Genomic DNA, 18560 nt, shown 5'->3' with positions numbered 1-18560 from the left:
ACAAGGTATCATCACCATGGGTTTTAAATGTGGTATTGTCGGCCTGCCGAATGTCGGTAAATCGACCCTTTTCAATGCATTGACCAAAGCGGGCATCGAAGCGGCTAACTTCCCTTTCTGTACTATCGAGCCCAATACAGGCGTGGTACCGGTTCCTGACTTACGTCTGGACAAACTGGCAGCCATTGTGAATCCGCAGCGTGTGATCCCGACCACCATGGAGTTCGTTGACATCGCCGGACTGGTTGAGGGCGCGTCAAAAGGCGAAGGCCTGGGCAACAAATTCCTGGCGAATATCCGCGAAACAGACGCGATTGGTCACGTAGTTCGCTGTTTTGACAATGACAACATCGTGCACGTTGCTGGCAAAGTCAGCCCGCAGGATGATATCGACGTAATCAATACCGAACTGGCGCTGGCCGATTTAGAGACCACTGAAAAAGCCCTTATCCGTGTGGGTAAGCGCGCTAAAGGCGGCGATTCTGAAGCGAAGTTTGAATTAAAAGTACTGGAAAAGATCAAACCGCATCTGGACGAAGGTCTGTTGCTGCGTTCGCTTGCGTTAAGCAAAGAAGAGCTTGCTGCGATTAGCTATATGAATATGCTGACGCTGAAGCCAACTATGTATATCGCTAATGTCAACGAAGACGGTTTTGAAAATAATCCATACCTGGACAAAGTCAAAGCGATTGCAGAAGGCGAAAATGCCGTTGTGGTTGCAGTTTGCGCTGCTATCGAGTCTGAAATTGCCGAGCTGGATGATGACGAGCGTGACGAGTTTATGCAGGACATGGGCTTAGAAGAGCCAGGTCTTAACCGCGTTATTCGTGCCGGTTACAACCTGCTGACGCTGCAGACGTACTTTACGGCTGGCGTAAAAGAGGTTCGCGCCTGGACATTCCCCGAAGGCTCTACTGCGCCGCAGGCAGCAGGTAAGATCCACACTGATTTTGAAAAAGGCTTCATCCGTGCCGAAATCGTCAGCTATGACGATTATATTCAGTTCAACGGCGAATCTGGCGCGAAGGATGCCGGTAAATGGCGCCTGGAAGGCAAAGACTACATCGTGAAAGACGGTGACGTGATTCACTTCCGTTTTAACGTCTGATTACTCTTCCCTGTTTTATTCAAAAAGTCCCGCACGCTAACGCCTGCGGGACTTTTTTTCCCTCTGCCACTGCCCTTTTCGCCCGGTTCTTTTATTTTCCTTTTCACCTGAATTGAAACCCGACGCCCTCAGTAAACAGTAAGACGATAGCTGATTGGACCAACGCAAATACCTTTGCGTGTTGCCCCAAGATGCGCCAGAATAAATTTCATACCGACATGATTGGGGTATTGAAATGCTGCGTATGTTGCTAAACGTATTACAAAAAAAGCGGGAACGCCGGGTTCGTGAGCGTGTTTCTCAGGCGGTAGCGCGAAACGAAAATGTTGTCGACCTTGTACCTGCACTAACCGAGAAAAGGGAAGAGGAAACAAAATACAATGTGGTTAACCTCACTTCCTGTGGCTTGCTAAGAAAGCGCAAAGATTTTTCGTACCGCTCTACTCCTCATTTTTAATTATTTTCAGGAAGAAAATATGAAGTATATAACGAATATGGCAGGCCTACTGCTGTCGTTAGTCCTGTTTAGCCCTCACGTTGCAGCAACGGACCTTGCTGAAGAAAGCACGGACGAACACTGGTTTGTGCCGTCTTCGGAAAATCTGGTATACCTGAAGACAGATACCGGCGATGTGATCATAATGCTTTCTGCAGACACTGCACCTACGCATAAAGAGCGCTTTATTGACCTGGTGAAAGACGGCTTTTTTGATAATCAGCATTTCTACCGGGTTATCGAAGGGTTTGTCGCGCAAGGTGGCAGCAATGAGGAAAACCAGCCCTTTGCACTCGCGTCACCAATGAAATCCGAGTTTTTTAAATCCCCTATCCCAGAAGATACTGTGGTTGTCGAACCCAATGCTATTCACGCCCCACAAACCGGGTTTCTGAATGGTATGCCTGTGGGTACCGATACTGCCAACAACCAGTTATGGCATGTTCACTGCCCGGGCACGGTCGCGTTTGCACGAGATACGGGCAAAGATACCGCGACCACAGAGTTTTATGTTGTACTTGGACAGTCGCCCCGTCATCTGGATAAAAACATGTCAGTGATTGGCCGGGTATTGTCTGGCATGGAACATCTTCAGCAGCTTCCACGCGGAAATCGCGACAATGGGGGTGTTATCAGTGCCCCTGGCAAGAAGAGCAGAATACTGTCTGCCCGTTTAGGTAGTGCGCTACCAGAGGAAAAGCAACGGATTTTTCGCATTCAGAGAGGCTCTCACCCTGATTACCTGCAAAAAGTGGCAAATGCCCGTACGTTAGATAACGCTTTTTTTCACGATAAGTCGCTCACTCCGCGCACCATCGATGTGTGTTACTACCAGACAAAAGTCGAGGAAATTACAGGAAACTCACGCTGATACTGATTAAAAGCGCATCAATTAGTGCGCTTTTTAGCCCTTGCGGGTTACATATTAGGCACTTAAATAAATGTGTAAAAAAAGGGGTTGACGGTGCGAACTCATATCAGCATAATACGCGCCACTTCCTGAGAGGGAAGAAAAACAACGGAGGCTACGTAGCTCAGCTGGTTAGAGCACATCACTCATAATGATGGGGTCGCAAGTTCGAATCTCGCCGTAGCCACCATTTCACACTAACCCAGTTAATGGGTTTTTTATTGTGTGAAAGCCAAGGCGGAAGTGGTGGAATTGGTAGACACGCTGGATTTAGGTTCCAGTGCTTCACGGCGTGAGAGTTCAAGTCTCTCCTTCCGCACCACCGTTGGGGTATAGCCAAGTTGGTAAGGCAGCGGGTTTTGATCCCGCCATTCGTAGGTTCGAGTCCTGCTACCCCAGCCATATTGAAAAAACCGGTCTTAAGGCCGGTTTTTTTGTTTCTGCTTCCTGCTCACGCTTTCTTTATATTATCACCGCATCGTATTCAGCCTGCGCGACGAGCAAGGTAACCCGTTGCCAGCTATTCTCCTTCGCGATGCCAATCCCCTCTTTCACACGCGGCCGGTCTGTGTGATGCTGACTAACAAAGTACGATGAATTCCTGTTGATGACGGCAGGATAGACTTCCATACGTCTAAACACGTGCTATGATAACGGCCAGCCAGTAGGGTTAAGAACAACGATAAAAGGAAACACCGTGGTTAACGATTTGGTATCAGCGGTCAACAATGTGTTGTGGGGCGACGGGCAAGTACTCATTGTGATGCTGCTTGTGTGTGGTGTGTGGTTCACGGTGAAGTTAAAAGGCGTGCAGTTACGTCATTTCACTCACATGTTCGCGCTTATGAAAAACAGTAATACGGCCACCCGTGAAGGGATCAGTTCTTTCCAGGCGCTGTGTACCAGTTTGTCTGCTCGTGTGGGTACCGGAAACCTGGCAGGGGTCGCGGTTGCCATCTCGCTTGGTGGCGCTGGCGCTATTTTCTGGATGTGGATGATTGCGTTGCTTGGCATGGCAACCGGGTTCGCCGAAAGCGTGCTTGGGCAGCTTTATAAAGTCAAAGATGAGAACGGCGAGTTTCGCGGTGGTCCTGCGTATTACATTAAGCAAGGGTTGAACAAAACCTGGCTGGCAGTGGCATTCTCGCTGTGTCTCTTTTTCGGCTATGGTTTTGTATTCAGTGCCGTGCAGGCCAATACCATTACCGATGCGTTAAATAATGCATATCAAATTCCGGATACCTGGTCAGGCCTTGCCATCATTGTGCTGGCGGCCTTAATTGTGGTTGGCGGGCTGCGTGGCATAGCCCGTTTCGCAGAATTTGTCGTTCCCTTTATGGGGATTGGCTATGTACTGGTTGCGCTTGCTATCACCTTTATGAACATTGACGCCGTTCCGGCAATGTTGTGGGATATCATCACCAAAGCCTTTGGTCTGCAGGAGGCCGGTGCGGGAGCACTGGGGGCTGCAATCAAAAATGGTATTCAGCGCGGACTGTATTCCAATGAAGCGGGTTCCGGTTCTGTACCCCATGCCGCAGCCAGTGCCGCGCCTAACCCAAACCATCCGGTTTCTCAGGGCTATATCCAGATGCTCGGCGTATTCTTAGATACCATGATCCTGTGTACCGCCACAGCGTTTATTATTCTGCTGGCTGGTGGCTCAGCTTCTGAGCAAATGGAAGGCATTCGCCTTACTCAGTCAGCCATGAGTGAACACCTCGGCACCGGCGGAACCGATTTTGTTGCCGCTGCCATCTGTTTGTTTGCGTTCACCTCAGTTGTCGCTAACTACGCGTATGGTGAAAGTAACCTGCACATGTTCAAACTGGATAACCGGCCAGGCCGCGCAGCCTATACTGTTGGTTATCTGGGCATGATTTTCTGGGGCGCGCAGGCAGCGCTGCCTGAAGTGTGGGCAATGGCGGATATGGCCCTTGGACTGATGACGGTGATTAATATTACCGCGATTGTCTGGCTGACCCCCACCATGGTGTCCATCAGCAAGGATTATTTTGCCAAACACGATAAGGGTGAGCGGCCGGAATACAAAACCGGTGACTGTGAAATTCAGGGAAAGTCAGAAGACGGAATTTGGTAACAGGGCCAGGTGCTTGATGCGAGCGTAAAATGAGCCGCATGAGCATACTTGCATTAAGGCCTGAGCCACTGATGAGGGCCTTCTCCCGGCTCAGGTGGGCCGAGCAGAAATAGTCGGCGATAAATCAAAAAAAGCGTGCTCAGGCACGCTTTTTTGATGTTTGCTGCTAATGTCCGACGCCATGCTGTAGCTGCTCGGCTGTTTAACTGGAAATGCAATGTGACGAACCGTCGATTTAGCATGTAGCTTGTTTACCGCGACACTGTCCTGTGCACTCCCGCTGTTTTACGGTTATCCTTTCTGGCTTTTATCCTTGCAGCATTAACCTGATCAACTGCGCAACCAGCAGGATCCCCATCAAAGGCCAGATCCATTTCGCCCATTTCGCAGCATCTTCATTGCTGATACGCATTTTCGAGCGTTCAATCAGCGGCACGACAATAAATAACGCGCCAAACAAGACTGCCAACAGTATTAAAACTTCCATTGATTTAACCCCAGAGCATATTTGAGTACTTCCCGTTTAGCCGGTTTTACTTTATCAGCCACGGTGAGTAATTGATTTCTTATCCATTTAAGTGGGCCCGAATTGTTACTAAACAAGAGGTAGAAGCTGTCCATGCCCGCCATCATCAATGCGTTATCGCGCTGTCTGGGCTTCTCGTATTTCGCTTTTAGCGCTCGATAAAAGGCCAGCTGACTGATATCTGTGTTGCCGGCTGTCAAAGCCAGTAGCGATTCAATATCCCGGAAGCCAAGGTTAACCCCCTGCCCGGCCAGCGGATTTATTGTGTGAGCCGCATCACCTGCCAATATCACAGAGGGCGTCACATAGGCACTGGCATGAGATCGCGTCAGTGGGAACGCGGCTTTTCCCTGTATGGTGAAGTCATTGTTGCCAGCCATCAGCCGGTCCGGGAATGCGCTGAGTATTCTTGCTTTCAGCGCCTCATTGGAGAGCCCTTTTAGCTCAGCGACTGTGTTGGCATCATCGTACCAAATCAAAGATGCAAAATTGTCATACATCGGCAAAAACGCGCGAGGCCCACTGGGATAGAACCGCTGCCAGGTAACGGCCTCTACGGGTTGGTGCATCTTTACCGTCACTCCCAGCGCCTGTTGCTCGTATTGCCAGCCACTGGTGCCAATATCAGCTGCCATCCTGACGGCCGAACGCGCGCCATCGGCACCGACCACCCACTGCGCTTCGACGGTAGTGCCATCAGCTAAGGTCAGCGTGCTGGCATCCCCCGCGTTGAAATCAAAGCTGGCCACCGGGCTTTGGGTATACCAGGTAACGTTGTCGTAACCTTTTAGTGCCTCATAACAGCCAAGCTGCAATATACGGTTTTCAACAAAATAGCCTAGCTGGGGCAAATTCACAGACTCGGCCGAAAACACGGTTTCACTTCCTTCGTCCTCCCACACCGCCAGACCAGTGTAAGGTTTTACCCGCATGGCTTCGATATGTTTCCATGCTCCCAGCGCACGCAATATATCTACCGAATGTTCACTGATTGCAGAAACCCGCAAATCCGGTCCGGAGTTCGATTCAAATGGCGCTGGCACCGTGGTTTCAACCAGAGCAATGTGATAGCCCTGCTGCGCCAGTCCCAGTGCCAGCGATGCACCCACCATACCACCGCCGTTAATACAAAAATCGTACATGCCTTCTCCTATTCCTTCACGGCATTATGACCCAAACCATTGCCTGCTGCCATGACGTAGCGCAAAGTGGGATACGTTACACCTGATGAATTCGTTTTGTGTTAATGACAGATGACGAAATCCGTTCGCTTAAGTCTGAACAGATTATCATTTCAGTTCACTCACGGGTGCACGGGAAAGCGTACAGTCAGAAGCAGATTTAGCCTATCTCCCTCTGGGCAAAGCGCTCTGAAACGGGTAAAATGTGCGGCTATTTTGAACATCCACCAGCCATCTTCGGAATTCGCACAGTCAGGTGCCCCGCCAGGCTTCTTATCATGAAGTCAGTGTAAGGCTAAAACGCTGGTGCAAACACACAGGTTATCAAGTAGTTATGACCCAAAAGCTGTATATCAAAACCTGGGGCTGCCAAATGAACGAGTACGACTCGGAAAAAATGGCAGACCTACTGGATTCGACACATGGCTATAGCCAGGCCGAAGCGCCGGAAGATGCCGATGTTATCCTGCTTAACACCTGCTCTATCCGTGAAAAAGCACAGGAAAAAGTATTTCACCAACTGGGCCGCTGGAAAAACCTGAAGCAAACCAAACCCGACCTGATTATTGGTGTGGGTGGTTGCGTAGCATCTCAGGAAGGTGAACTTATTCGCCAGCGTGCGCCTTTCGTTGACTTGGTTTTCGGTCCACAAACGTTGCACCGTCTGCCAGAGATGATTAACCAGTTAAAAGGTGGTGAAAAGTCCGTTGTTGATGTCAGCTTTCCGGAAATTGAGAAGTTCGACCGTCTGCCAGAGCCGCGTGCTGAAGGCCCTACTGCGTTTGTCTCTATTATGGAAGGGTGTTCCAAGTATTGCAGCTTCTGCGTGGTGCCTTACACCCGTGGTGAAGAAGTTAGCCGTCCGGCAGATGATGTCATTCTGGAAATTGCACAGCTGGCGCAACAAGGCGTTCGTGAAGTGAATCTGTTAGGACAGAACGTGAACGCTTACCGTGGCGAAAACCATGACGGCAGTATCTGCCGCTTCTCAGAGTTGCTGGAGCTGGTTGCTGCTATCGACGGTATTGATCGCATCCGTTATACCACCTCGCATCCGGTGGAATTCACCGATGACATTATTGATGCCTATGCGTCAATTCCAGAGCTGGTTGATCATCTGCATCTGCCGGTGCAAAGCGGTTCAGATCGTATTTTAAATCTGATGAAGCGCGGCCATACGGCGTTGGAGTACAAATCCACCATTCGTCGCCTGCGTAAAGTACGCCCGAATATCAGCATGTCCAGTGACTTTATCATTGGCTTCCCTGGCGAGACCGATGCCGATTTTGAAGCCACTATGGATTTGATTCAGGCCATTGATTATGACCTGAGCTTCAGCTTCATTTACAGCGCGCGACCGGGAACCCCCGCAGCGGATGCGGTAGATGATGTTAGTGAAGATACTAAAAAGCAGCGCTTATATTTGTTGCAGCAACGTATTAATCAACAGGCACTGCGTATCGCCCGCAATATGGTAGGTACCGAGCAGCGTATTCTGGTTGAAGGTCCGTCGAAGAAAAACCCGATGGAGCTACAGGGTCGTACAGAGAATAACCGCGTCGTAAACTTTGAAGGGACACCAGACATGATTGGCGAATTTGTCGACGTGAAAGTGACCGATGTGTTTACCAACTCATTGCGCGGTGATGTGGTTCGCCGTGAGAAAGACATGGGGTTGCGTGTCGCCGTTTCGCCCCAATCTATTATGGCTAAGCACCAGCATGAACAACCCGACGCCACTGGCGTGGGTCAGTTTGTGCCAACAGCATAAATTTTTTTAAAAGTGAGGATATCAGTAACTTGAGTACTTTGGTCAGCAACGAAATTATTTTAGAACCAGAAGATCACAAAAGACTTTCCAGCCTGTGTGGGCCATTTGACGATAACATCAAACAGATTGAACGTCGTCTTGGTGTGGAGATCACATACCGTAACAATGCCTTTAAGGTGTTGGGTGAACCACAGCAGGCCAGTGGTGCCTCCGAGCTGCTCAAATTACTGTATATCGAAACACAACCGGTCAAGGGCGTCATTCCTGACCTGGATTCCGAGCAGGTGCATCTGGCGATTCAGGAAGCTCACTGCCTTGAGCGTGCCGAAGCCGGCCACTATGCCAAAGATGTGCATATCCGCACCAAGCGTGGCGTAATCAAGCCGCGCAATCCTAATCAGTCGCAATACGTTGATAACATCATCAATCACGACATCACCTTCGGCATTGGCCCTGCTGGTACCGGGAAAACGTACCTTGCCGTTGCCTGTGCTGTCGATGCGCTGGAGCGACAGGAAGTGCGTCGTATTCTGCTGACTCGTCCGGCGGTAGAAGCGGGCGAAAAGCTGGGATTTCTGCCCGGCGATCTCTCGCAAAAAGTCGACCCTTATCTGCGCCCGCTTTATGACGCCCTGTTTGAGATGCTGGGTTTCGAAAAAGTGGAAAAACTGATGGAGCGCAACGTCATTGAAGTGGCACCGCTTGCTTACATGCGCGGCCGCACACTTAACGATGCGTTTATCATTTTAGATGAGAGTCAGAACACGACCACCGAACAGATGAAGATGTTCCTGACGCGGATCGGTTTTAACTCAAAAGCAGTGATTACCGGCGATATCACGCAGGTTGATTTACCGCGCGGTGTGCGTTCAGGACTTCGTCACAGCATCGATGTGCTTAAAACAGTAAACGATATTTCCTTTAACTTCTTCAATGCGACTGACGTGGTCCGTCACCCCGTTGTAGCGCGAATTGTTCAGGCCTATGAAACCCATGACGCTGAACAGGAAAAAATTCGCAAAGCCAAAAAAGAAGAAGCGATGCGACAAGCGAACGAACAGTCATCGCAAGCGGATAACACAGATAAGAGCGATAAATCATGACCGCACAGGTCGATTATCAGTGCGCTTGTGAAACCGAACAACTTATTCCCGATGAAGCTCAGGTCACGGCCTGGGCTTCTCGCGTCTATGAGACGCAAGGCATAAGCGATCAGGAAGTCACTGTTCGCTTCGTTGATGAAGAAGAATCTCAGGCACTGAATTATCAGTTCCGTGGCAAAGACAAGCCCACCAATGTACTCTCTTTTCCCTTTGAATGTCCGCCTGATATTCCGGTAAATTTACTGGGCGACCTGGTGGTTTGCGTGCCGGTTATTCACCGCGAGGCCGCAGAACAGGGAAAAAACGTAGTGCATCACTATGCCCATATGATTGTGCATGGTATTTTGCATCTGCTGGGTTATGACCATCAAAACGATGAAGACGCGGAAGAAATGGAAAGCCGCGAAATTCATATTTTGTCTCAATTAGAGATTGACGATCCTTATCAGGAACATTAACTTGGTTTTTGGACACAAGAAATTACGGAAATTATGAGCGACGACAATCCCCACTCTACCAACGGCTCCCCGGGACGAAGTTGGTTAGACAAACTAAAACTGACATTCACCGGCGAGCCGCAAAGCAAGCAAGACCTGGTTGAAGTGATTACAGAAGCCGAGCAACGCGAACTTATTGATCCGCAAACGCGGGAAATGATAGAAGGCGTAATCGGCGTCAATGAAATGCGGGTTCGGGACATCATGATCCCTCGCGCTCAAATGACCACCATCGACATCGAGCAAAATGTGGAAGAATTTCTGCCCGTTATGCTGGAGTCTGCCCACTCCCGTTTTCCTGTTATCAGCGAAGACAAAGACCACATTGAAGGGATATTGCTGGCAAAAGACTTGCTAAGCTATGCCTTTAACCCTGAAAGAGAATTCCAGCTGCGCGATATACTGCGCCCTGCCGTGATTGTCCCGGAAAGTAAACGAGTGGATGTGCTGCTAAAAGAGTTTCGACAGCAGCGCTATCACATGGCAATCGTAGTGGATGAATACGGCGGTGTTTCCGGCCTTGTTACCATTGAAGATATTCTGGAAATCATTGTGGGTGAGATTGAGGATGAGTACGATACCGAAGAAGACGGTACCGACGATATCCGTCCTCTCAACAAATCCACCTACTCGGTGAAGGCGCTTACGCCAGTGGAAGAGTTTAACAGCTTTTTTGAAACCAGTTTCAGTGAAGAAGAAGCTGACACCATCGGCGGTATTGTGCTGAAAGCATTCGGGCACATGCCCTCCACCAATGATGAAATCACCATCGGTGATATTCAGTTTAAAATCACCCATTCAGACAAGCGCCGCCTGGTGCAACTTAAGGTTTCTGTTCCGTCACTGGAGTAATTGACGCTGAAAGCACTGACCTCCCCGTTACTACTTTTACTTAGTGGCGCCAGCCTTACGCTGGCGTTTTCTCCGTTTGGTCTCTGGCCAGTTGCGCTGATTGCGTTGGCTCTGGGGATAAGACAGGTTGCGAAAGCGCCAGGCAATGGCTTCAAAGCCGGTTGGTTATTCGGGCTCGGCTGGTTTGGCGCCGGGATCAGCTGGGTGCACGTCAGCATTGCCGACTTCGGCGGTTTACCTCTGGTTGCGTCAGTGGCATTAATGGCGCTGCTGTGTGGCTACCTGGCTCTGTATCCAGCTCTCGCACTGTGGGTAAACAAAAAAGTCTTTCCTGTTGGCGTGTGGCCGCTCACCTTGCCACTTCTGTGGTTTGTTACAGAGTGGCTAAGAAGCTGGGTTCTCACCGGATTTCCGTGGCTGTCTCTGGGATATAGTCAGTTAGACAGCCCGCTGCTGGGCTGGTTTCCGGTCATCGGCGAAACCGGCGTTACCGCACTGCTCGTCTGTCTTGGGGCATTGCTCGCATTTAGTCACACGCGCTCGCGCATGCTGTTTAGTGCGTTTGCCGTGGTTATTGCTTATGTCAGTGGCTGGGTGGCCAGTCAACATGACTGGGTTACGCCTCATAAAACGTATGATGTGGCGATGGTACAGGGAAATATTAAGCAGTCTCTGCGCTGGGTGCCGGAGCAGGATGTACCCACCATGCAAAAATATCAGAGGCTGACTGAAGGGCTATGGGACAACGATCTTATCATTTGGCCTGAAGCAGCCATCCCCAAGCTGGAGTATCTGGCGCAGGAATTTATTCTGGAAATGGATAGCCGTGCCGCACAGGAAGACAGCGCACTTATCACCGGCGTGGTAAATTATAACTTCGAGTCTGAAAAAGCCTGGAACAACCTTCTGGTGCTGGGTAAACAACATGCCGATGACGACAAGGGGCATTACCGGTATTCTCATAACAACCGCTACGCCAAACATCATCTGTTACCCGTGGGTGAGTTTGTTCCCTTTGAGGATTTCCTGCGACCGCTCGCGCCGCTTTTTGATCTTCCCATGTCGTCTTTTTCCCGTGGTGACTTTGTACAGAAAAACCTGTCCGCAAACGGCATACATCTGGCACCGGCACTGTGTTTTGAAATTGCGTTTCCACGCCAGGTCCTGGCCAACGTTCATGATGATACCGACATGATTATCACCGTAAGCAACGATGCCTGGTTTGGTCGCTCACATGGTCCGGCGCAGCATTTACAAATTGCCCGGGCACGCGCCGCTGAAACCGGCCGGCCAGTAGTTCGCGCAACCAACAATGGTATTACGGCGTTCATTGACCACCAGGGCAACATTACCTCCCAACTGGAACAGTTTGTCGCCGGCAGTATAGAAGCACCGGTTGTCGCTATGCGCGGTATAACACCCTACCGTTACTTTGGTGATTTTCTGGCACTGTGCATGACGCTGGCCGCATTTATCGCAGGACTATGGCTTACGCGCCGGAACACAAAATAATCGCGCATTTCACAGCGTTTGCCGCAACGACTCCCCTTTTTCTGCTGACGTTGATACAGTAGAAATTAATTGCCTCTGCTGCGGCCGCTCAAGCAGGGGCCGCTATCCTTTTAAGTACGCACAGACCAGTATGCTGATGGCAGACACTACTGTGATGTGAGCGCGTCAAAATAAAAAACTATCAATACCTCAAGGGAATAACATGAAACGACTAACACTGTTGCTACTATGCTCTGTGATCACCAGCGCCTTTGCCGCGCCTAAGGTAATAACCGCAGACAGAATGATAGATGTAGAAAACGGCAAGCTAATAAAAAATGCGGTTGTCGTGGTTGATGGTAACCGCATTCAGGCAGCAGGGGTGCAAGGCCGGATAACAATTCCTGAGGATGCCGAGAGGGTTGACCTGGGTGACGCGACGCTTATGCCCGGTCTTATGGATATGCATGTCCACCTGACCAGCGATGCGACCAAACACGGATACAAGCGTTTGTCGGTGTCACTGCCGCGGGCAGCCATTACTGGTGTAAAACATGCCGAAGATACGCTGATGGCCGGCTTCACTACCGTCAGAAACGTGGGCGCGCCAGGTTTCGCTGATGTCGCCCTGCGCGATGCCATTAATGCCGGAGATGTTGCCGGTCCACGGATGTTTGTTGCGGGCCCTTCCCTGGGCGTGACGGGTGGTCACTGCGACAGCAATCTGCTTCCCTACGAGTATGAACAGTACAGCGAAGGTGTCGCTGATGGCCCGTGGGAAGTACGTAAAGCCGTTCGTCGGAATATCAAATACGGTGCGACGGTGATCAAGTTCTGCGCCACGGGCGGCGTGCTCTCAAAAGGTACTAAGGTAGGCGCCCAGCAGTACACACTGGAGGAAATGGAAGCGTTAGTCGCTGAAGCTCATCTGCGAGGCCTCACCGTGGCGACGCACGCGCATGGTACCAGCGGCATTAAAGACGCGATCCGCGCCGGGGTAGACTCGGTGGAACATGTGAGTCTGCTGGATGATGAAGCCATCACACTGGCACTTGAGAATGGCACGTACTTTTCGATGGATATTTACGTTACCGAATACATTCTGGGCGAAGGAGAAAAAGCCGGTATTCTTGAAGAAAGCCTGAACAAAGAACGTATAGTGGGTAAACGTCAGCGCGAGAACTTTGAAAAAGCCGTGAAAGCGGGTGTGAAAATGGTATTCGGCTCAGATGCAGGTGTCTATCCTCATGGCGATAACGGCAAGCAGTTTGCCCGCATGGTGAAATTCGGGATGACACCAATTCAGGCCATTCAGGCCGCAACCATTCATCCGGCCACGTTACTCAAGCAACAGGAAACCCTGGGCAGCCTGTCTGAAGGTAAATTTGCCGATATGGTTGCCGTCCCCGGTAACCCATTGGAAGATATGCAAAAAATGGAAGATATCCGTTTTGTAATGAAGGACGGTCAAATCGTAAAAACGCTGGCAATGTAAAATTTTTTAAAATATTTACTTGAAATAACGCTACCTATCCTCACTTCTATGTTGTCGGTGCTGAAGAATCAGGCCGACAACATCGCCGCCGACTATCGGGGCATCATTAATTTACATATTGCTTAATTTTGAGGATATGACTATGCGTAATATCGATCTGTCTCCACTTTACCGTTCATTTATTGGTTCTGATCACCTGGCTAATCTTGTCGATGCAGCCTCCCGGACCGAAAAGCAAAGCACTTACCCGCCTTACAATATTGAGTTACTCGGCGAAGATAACTACCGCATCACTATGGCAGTAGCAGGCTTCAGCCAGGATCATATTTCAATCGAGGTACAGGAAAACACCCTGACTGTTGCGGGTAAAGTAGAAACACCTGAGAGTGACAAGAAACGTGAGTTTCTGCATAAGGGGATTTCCGAGCGTAATTTTGAACGCAAATTCCAGTTAGGCGATCATGTTGAAGTCACAGGCGCAGACATGAAAAATGGCCTGCTGCACATTGATCTTAAGCGAGTCATACCAGAGGCGAAAAAGCCGCAAATGATTGAGATCGGGAAAGCATAATCTCAGTCCCCTAGCCTGCTTGGAACAGGCTCAGGTCTTCCCGGACACGAAAACGGCGCCAACTGGCGCCGTTTTCATATCAGCTTCATGGCTTCAATGATATTTTCTACCACCGCGCCAATTGCCCATGACGCCGGAATAGACAGTAATATCAATGAGGTTTTAATACCCTGAGGAATATCAACAGGCCACTCAGACACGGCGGTGATTTCCTGTTTTGCATTTATCAGCGCGCTCAGTCTGCGCAACCTTTCCGGATCGTCAGTTAACCTTCTCTGCGATTGGCTGTTTTCGTTAAATAAGGCTTTGATAGAATCATTGATCCGCGATACCGCCATGTCCTTTTTGTGTGAAATAACCGATTGGATGCGGGTAACCGGCCAGAACAAAAAGCACATCAACAGAATGAAAACCGTGGCAACGATGATCCTGTCAATCCAGGGCACCTCCCGCCCCAGCCAGAAAAGAGGTACAAGACACAACCCAATAGCGCTGATAATGGCGTTGGTTATCACCAGATCCGAAAGATGGATCAGCTTTTCAATACCAAAGAGATCGATTAGACGGGTGTTCAGGAAATGCGTTAACACGAACCGGGTGATAAAAATCAGCTCATAGATGACTAAAAAAATAAGCCCCCAAAAGAAAAAGGCGATAAAGCATAAATATAACTCCAGCGCTCCGGAGTCTGCACGAAGCAGGTTTTCCGTCAGCAAATAGACGCTGGTCATCACCAGTGAAAATACTACAGCTCCCCGCTTCCCGAATGTAACGCCCCTGTCCAACATGGCTTCCATTTGCGCAGGCGACATAGATACCTGATTACGTTTTAAAAATGTACGCAAGCAGGCGCGCCAGCGCTGATTCAGATGAAAGTGTGAAAACAGCAAAAACCCTGTCATCAACGGTAATGCGATTGCGCCATTTCTCATTCGCAGACCGTTTGGCTGCGTCAGTGTACCAGCGTCGAATGCCCCGAGCAGGAAGGCAAAAAATACCATAACGCACGACAGCCCTAGTGACATCAGCGGGTAGCGCGCCTGTGAAAAACTCAGAAAGCGCATTACATGACCTGCTTCATAAGCTGTGCAACCACGCCCGACCCCGTCCAGGACACCAGCGGTAATATCATGAGCGCCAGAATTTTTATGGTGGACGGAAAGTTCATGGGCCAGACGGGCGCATTACTGATTTCTTTTCGTACTGTCAGCAAGTCAGAAATAAATTGCAGTCGCTCTGTATTATCAACTAATCGCCGGTCGTCTTTTTGCGGGGCAGATGCGGTATCAAGCTGTACTTTCAGCGTATCGTTTATCCTCGACAGCGTCATCTCTCTGCGTGCGCTGACGATTTTACTCATTTCGATAACGGGCTGGATCAGTATCAACAGGATCACCAGAGAAAATACCAGCATCAGCAACGCGTCTGCCAGCGGCAGCGTAATGAACAAGGCGTTTAATCCGAAAATGGTCAGCAAAAGTGAGGCGACAAGAAAGTTTGTGACGACCAGGTGGCAAACAGGTCGCAGCCGCTCAATCTCAAACAACCTGACACGAAAGTATTGGTTCAGGTGCTTACGAAGAAATTTCAGAGTTAATACATTGGCTGTCAGTACATGAAGGATACTCAGCCACAACGGAAAAGCCTGCATTAATAAAATAATACGAATTGGTTGTTCGCTTAAGGTGTCAGTGATGCCCTGAGAGATGAGATACGCTGATGACAATATCAGCGCAGCCATCACCAGTGCCCACCGCAACTGTTCAACGCGACTGACCAGAAGCCTTGTTATCCATGATTGTATTCTGGCCAGGCTGTTGCGACGTCGATGGCTGATAACCGCAGCAAGATACCGGGCGGCTTTAACCACGTTAATGCGATACCCCCACCAGGCCATGGCCGTGAGTACAGGCACGACAAATGCCGCGCCGGCATCCCGTGCAGCCATAGAGTCAGGCGGGTGCGAAAAAGAGATGAACCCCAGCAATGAATTTATTACCAGAAGTAGTACGCCATAAAAAACCGGCGCTGCTGCGAGTTGTCTGATGTTGCTACTGTACTTCTGCAAACTGCGTCCTTTCAGTTTTTGGCTGCTCCTATTAAAGACCATGGTCAAAAAACAGGCAAGTTTTTGCTTACTTTCCCATTTGACCAACATAAACGAATTACAACCGAAGTCAGTGTTTTGTCGATACAGGTGATGTGATGTAGAAAAAAAATTAGTTTTTTTACCGTTTGAGGCTTGAAAACAGATTGCGTGAATATATATATCAGTTGTCGGCGCTGAATGGTCAGGTCGACAAATAAAATCAGAGTCGCCAGCAAACTGGGGCTCGTTAATCACATATTGCTTTATTTTGAGGATATGACTATGCGTACTATCGATCTATCTCCACTTTACCGTTCTTTCATTGGTTCAGACCATCTTGCATCGCTTGTTGATGCAGCCACTCGTGCAGAGAAGCAAAGCTCTTACCCTCCTTACAATATTGAGTTGTTAGGTGAGGATAGATACCGCGTAACCATGGCGGTTGCAGGCTTCAGCAAAGATGACGTCACCATTGAAGTTCAGGAAAACACGCTGACCGTAACTGGTAAAAAGGCCGGAGACGACAAAGAGTCGGCTACAGAGCGTAAATATCTACACAAAGGTATTTCTGAAAGAAACTTTGAGCGAAAGTTCCAGTTAGGCGATCATGTAAAAGTGCTGGCAGCTGACATGGAACATGGCTTACTGCACATCGATATGGAGCGAGTCATTCCTGAAGCGAAGAAACCACGTCAGATTGAAATTGGTTCTCGCTTAATTGAAAACAAATAACCTTTAGACAGGTTAATGAAAAACGGCGCCTCTGGCGCCGTTTTTTTATGTAGTCGGTCGCGAAGCGACAGAACACCACGGGTTTACCCGTGGATGAATGAGTCCGAGGCCTGTATGCTACGGAGATGGAAGTTCGCGTCTCATCACATGGTCTCTATAGACTTCAATATCACGTAGTCTGGGTTACGAAATACAGGCGTCGGATACTGAAGCCTTTCGTCGTGGAGTATTTGCGCAAAGTGTTGCCGAAGCTGCTGCGAAGTATGCCCGGCGTAACGATAGAGCGGATGGGCTTCGACAATGATCATTTACACATGCTGATGGTCATCCCCCCTAAATATTCAATAGCGGAAGTGATGGGAAAACTTAAAGCCCAATCCGCGTCAAATATGAGAAAGACGTTCAAGTGGTTATCGAAGGTGTATTGGAACGAGAATATCGTTTGGTCGCCGGGCTACTTCGTGAGCAGCGTAGGCTTAGACGAGCACACAATACGGAACTACGTTGAGCATCAAGGTCGGAAGGATTCAGATCAGCTCCAAATGGAGCTGTAACAGATAGAACCCCGGGCATGCCCGGGGGAGTCTATTCCTTTATCACTACCGTGCCCGCAATATAATCGTGAATAGCCCGTCGCTTTTGGTTAGTCAGCATAGAAATGACTTCCAGCAGATGCCAGGCCAGCAAAGTCCATGTAAACATCATCAACCCCATCTCCAGCCAACCAGAAACATTCGTGATAAAGCCCGACTGCAGTAACAGGGCAACAATTATGATGACCAGTGTGGACATAATTGGCACGCAGTCGCGCAGCGCGGCCTGTGTAAACGTGATCGCAGACTCGGTTTTTTCATCCAGCACCTTGACCCCTGTCGCCATTTTTCCAAGAGTCTGACCATACAGGCCATGCAAGATAACGGCATAGGCGATAAGAATGGCACTGTCTATCCACCAGAACCAAGATGACTCTCTGAACCCGGTCAGCAAGGAAAGTATCCCCAGGCCAACGGCAGTTATCAGCGAGTCGACGATGATCGCCCCTACTCTTGGACCAAACGTTTTGTATTTATCCAGGGGATCGGTTTCGTCACTGCGTTGTTGCTCGTCGTGACTATAAGTATTCAGTAATCTATCAAGCTGTGCTGCCCTTTCAGGATATAGCGTGTGATCAACAGATTCTCTGGCCTCAATCAGTTCATCAAATGTGTAGCGGGAATAATTCGGTGTGTCCACGGAATCTCCATATACTCTTATTGTTTTTCCTTTTAAGACAAGGTTGATAATAAGTGCTTTACGCAGCGTTAGTAAATAGTAAACCGGTGTTTGCGATACACATGCCGACAATAGTGATGATGTATGGTGAAGCGCGGTTACGGGATGGCTTTAGAGGGTGAGCTCGGGGGCAGCTACTCATCAAACCTGGAGTAATGGGATGGTGTGGCTAGCCATGGGCAGAAAAAATACCCAGTATTAATGACGACGGTAATAAACGTTCTTAAGACACAGCAGCAAAACAAGGTAATAGAGGATTAGTCACAACGCTATCTGACCGCCTGCTATGTACGCAGGCTGTGTGAAAACTATTGATCACCTTTTGGTCTAAGTATGCGTTTTATATGATCAATCTGTCTTAGCTA

The 18560-nt window shown here is 49.4% G+C and carries 18 protein-coding genes and 3 tRNA genes; 16 read left to right on the top strand and 5 right to left on the bottom strand.

The window, feature by feature from the left end; genetic code table 11:
• The first annotated feature begins 16 nt into the window (after window positions 1–16).
• The 7 genes from ychF to JKP77_RS01315 all read left to right on the top strand — a co-directional run bounded on the left by ychF (window position 17) and on the right by JKP77_RS01315 (window position 4615).
• The gene (ychF, locus tag JKP77_RS01345) at window positions 17–1108 is read left to right on the top strand and encodes a redox-regulated ATPase YchF (RefSeq protein ID WP_218309415.1); all 1092 of its coding nucleotides are present in this window, start codon (window positions 17–19) and stop codon (window positions 1106–1108) included.
• Window positions 1109–1343: 235 nt separating this feature from the next.
• Window positions 1344–1565: a hypothetical protein gene (locus JKP77_RS01340; protein WP_218309414.1), complete on the top strand. Its 222-nt coding sequence runs from the start codon at window positions 1344–1346 to the stop codon at window positions 1563–1565.
• A gap of 19 nt (window positions 1566–1584) precedes the next feature.
• On the top strand, window positions 1585–2475 hold the full coding sequence (locus JKP77_RS01335) for a peptidylprolyl isomerase (protein ID WP_246601035.1): 891 nt from the start codon (window positions 1585–1587) through the stop codon (window positions 2473–2475).
• Between the two features lie 152 nt (window positions 2476–2627).
• A tRNA-Met gene (locus JKP77_RS01330) sits at window positions 2628–2704 on the top strand.
• Window positions 2705–2751: 47 nt separating this feature from the next.
• Window positions 2752–2836, top strand: a tRNA-Leu gene (locus tag JKP77_RS01325).
• 4 nt (window positions 2837–2840) lie between these two features.
• Window positions 2841–2916, top strand: a tRNA-Gln gene (locus JKP77_RS01320).
• 295 nt (window positions 2917–3211) lie between these two features.
• The gene (locus tag JKP77_RS01315) at window positions 3212–4615 is read left to right on the top strand and encodes an alanine/glycine:cation symporter family protein (protein ID WP_218309413.1); all 1404 of its coding nucleotides are present in this window, start codon (window positions 3212–3214) and stop codon (window positions 4613–4615) included.
• Window positions 4616–4922: 307 nt separating this feature from the next.
• Here JKP77_RS01315 and JKP77_RS01310 read toward each other — a convergent pair whose 3' ends face one another.
• Together JKP77_RS01310 and JKP77_RS01305 are read right to left on the bottom strand one after the other, a co-directional pair.
• Entirely contained in the window at window positions 4923–5102 is a 180-nt protein-coding gene (locus JKP77_RS01310) for a hypothetical protein (protein WP_218309412.1), read from the bottom strand.
• Window positions 5090–6283 (bottom strand): FAD-dependent monooxygenase, encoded by a 1194-nt coding sequence (locus JKP77_RS01305; RefSeq protein ID WP_218309411.1) that lies wholly within the window; start codon window positions 6281–6283, stop codon window positions 5090–5092. Before JKP77_RS01305 ends, JKP77_RS01310 begins: the two co-directional genes overlap by 13 nt.
• Before the next feature lie 373 nt (window positions 6284–6656).
• On the opposite strand from JKP77_RS01305, the gene miaB reads away from it, so the two are divergent.
• The 7 genes from miaB to JKP77_RS01270 all read left to right on the top strand — a co-directional run bounded on the left by miaB (window position 6657) and on the right by JKP77_RS01270 (window position 14102).
• Window positions 6657–8093, top strand: a complete 1437-nt coding sequence (miaB, locus tag JKP77_RS01300; protein ID WP_218309410.1) for a tRNA (N6-isopentenyl adenosine(37)-C2)-methylthiotransferase MiaB — start codon at window positions 6657–6659, stop codon at window positions 8091–8093.
• Between the two features lie 29 nt (window positions 8094–8122).
• Complete coding sequence (locus JKP77_RS01295; RefSeq protein WP_218309409.1) at window positions 8123–9196, top strand: PhoH family protein; 1074 nt, start codon at window positions 8123–8125, stop codon at window positions 9194–9196.
• Window positions 9193–9654 carry an rRNA maturation RNase YbeY gene (ybeY, locus tag JKP77_RS01290; protein ID WP_218309408.1) on the top strand — a complete coding sequence of 154 codons (462 nt, stop codon included), beginning with the start codon at window positions 9193–9195 and terminating at the stop codon, window positions 9652–9654. The genes JKP77_RS01295 and ybeY overlap by 4 nt, the downstream gene beginning before the upstream one ends.
• Window positions 9655–9687: 33 nt before the next feature.
• Entirely contained in the window at window positions 9688–10545 is an 858-nt protein-coding gene (corC, locus tag JKP77_RS01285) for a CNNM family magnesium/cobalt transport protein CorC (protein WP_218309407.1), read from the top strand.
• Between the two features lie 6 nt (window positions 10546–10551).
• Window positions 10552–12057, top strand: a complete 1506-nt coding sequence (lnt, locus tag JKP77_RS01280; RefSeq protein ID WP_420840027.1) for an apolipoprotein N-acyltransferase — start codon at window positions 10552–10554, stop codon at window positions 12055–12057.
• 202 nt (window positions 12058–12259) lie between these two features.
• Window positions 12260–13531 (top strand): Xaa-Pro dipeptidase, encoded by a 1272-nt coding sequence (locus tag JKP77_RS01275; RefSeq protein WP_218309406.1) that lies wholly within the window; start codon window positions 12260–12262, stop codon window positions 13529–13531.
• 142 nt (window positions 13532–13673) lie between these two features.
• Window positions 13674–14102 (top strand): Hsp20 family protein, encoded by a 429-nt coding sequence (locus JKP77_RS01270; protein WP_218309405.1) that lies wholly within the window; start codon window positions 13674–13676, stop codon window positions 14100–14102.
• 74 nt (window positions 14103–14176) lie between these two features.
• Here the strand turns inward: JKP77_RS01270 and JKP77_RS01265 are convergent, their stop codons facing one another.
• Both JKP77_RS01265 and JKP77_RS01260 read right to left on the bottom strand, forming a co-directional pair.
• Window positions 14177–15166 (bottom strand): hypothetical protein, encoded by a 990-nt coding sequence (locus JKP77_RS01265; protein ID WP_218309404.1) that lies wholly within the window; start codon window positions 15164–15166, stop codon window positions 14177–14179.
• A complete protein-coding gene (locus tag JKP77_RS01260) occupies window positions 15166–16170 on the bottom strand; it encodes a hypothetical protein (protein WP_218309403.1) in 1005 nt (334 codons plus the stop codon). The genes JKP77_RS01265 and JKP77_RS01260 overlap by 1 nt, the downstream gene beginning before the upstream one ends.
• 303 nt (window positions 16171–16473) lie before the next feature.
• Here JKP77_RS01260 and JKP77_RS01255 point away from each other — a divergent pair, with 303 nt between their 5' ends.
• Together JKP77_RS01255 and tnpA are read left to right on the top strand one after the other, a co-directional pair.
• Window positions 16474–16923, top strand: coding sequence for an Hsp20 family protein (locus JKP77_RS01255; RefSeq protein WP_218309402.1), 450 nt, complete (start codon window positions 16474–16476; stop codon window positions 16921–16923).
• Window positions 16924–17048: 125 nt separating this feature from the next.
• The gene (gene tnpA / locus JKP77_RS22720) at window positions 17049–17477 is read left to right on the top strand and encodes an IS200/IS605 family transposase (protein ID WP_218309401.1); all 429 of its coding nucleotides are present in this window, start codon (window positions 17049–17051) and stop codon (window positions 17475–17477) included.
• 31 nt (window positions 17478–17508) lie between these two features.
• Here the strand turns inward: tnpA and JKP77_RS01245 are convergent, their stop codons facing one another.
• The gene (locus JKP77_RS01245; protein WP_218309400.1) at window positions 17509–18156 is read right to left on the bottom strand and encodes an RDD family protein; all 648 of its coding nucleotides are present in this window, start codon (window positions 18154–18156) and stop codon (window positions 17509–17511) included.
• Window positions 18157–18560: the final 404 nt, after the last annotated feature.

It is taken from the genome of Alteromonas antoniana (genome assembly GCF_019249295.1).
GTDB classification, from domain to species: domain Bacteria; phylum Pseudomonadota; class Gammaproteobacteria; order Enterobacterales; family Alteromonadaceae; genus Alteromonas; species Alteromonas antoniana.
The sequence above is the reverse complement of the archived record's forward strand: the minus strand, read 5'-3'. Positions and strand labels throughout refer to the sequence as shown.

Bases quoted from the DNA above. Each gene is read 5' to 3' on its own strand.
- ychF (WP_218309415.1), top strand. From the start codon at position 17: ATGGGTTTTAAATGTGGTATTGTCGGCCTGCCGAATGTCGGTAAATCG.
- JKP77_RS01340 (WP_218309414.1), top strand. From the start codon at position 1,344: ATGCTGCGTATGTTGCTAAACGTATTACAAAAAAAGCGGGAACGCCGG.
- JKP77_RS01335 (WP_246601035.1), top strand. From the start codon at position 1,585: ATGAAGTATATAACGAATATGGCAGGCCTACTGCTGTCGTTAGTCCTG.
- JKP77_RS01310 (WP_218309412.1), bottom strand. From the start codon at position 5,102: ATGGAAGTTTTAATACTGTTGGCAGTCTTGTTTGGCGCGTTATTTATT.
- JKP77_RS01305 (WP_218309411.1), bottom strand. From the start codon at position 6,283: ATGTACGATTTTTGTATTAACGGCGGTGGTATGGTGGGTGCATCGCTG.
- miaB (WP_218309410.1), top strand. From the start codon at position 6,657: ATGACCCAAAAGCTGTATATCAAAACCTGGGGCTGCCAAATGAACGAG.
- ybeY (WP_218309408.1), top strand. From the start codon at position 9,193: ATGACCGCACAGGTCGATTATCAGTGCGCTTGTGAAACCGAACAACTT.
- corC (WP_218309407.1), top strand. From the start codon at position 9,688: ATGAGCGACGACAATCCCCACTCTACCAACGGCTCCCCGGGACGAAGT.
- JKP77_RS01275 (WP_218309406.1), top strand. From the start codon at position 12,260: ATGAAACGACTAACACTGTTGCTACTATGCTCTGTGATCACCAGCGCC.
- JKP77_RS01270 (WP_218309405.1), top strand. From the start codon at position 13,674: ATGCGTAATATCGATCTGTCTCCACTTTACCGTTCATTTATTGGTTCT.
- JKP77_RS01265 (WP_218309404.1), bottom strand. From the start codon at position 15,166: ATGCGCTTTCTGAGTTTTTCACAGGCGCGCTACCCGCTGATGTCACTA.
- JKP77_RS01255 (WP_218309402.1), top strand. From the start codon at position 16,474: ATGCGTACTATCGATCTATCTCCACTTTACCGTTCTTTCATTGGTTCA.
- tnpA (WP_218309401.1), top strand. From the start codon at position 17,049: ATGGAAGTTCGCGTCTCATCACATGGTCTCTATAGACTTCAATATCAC.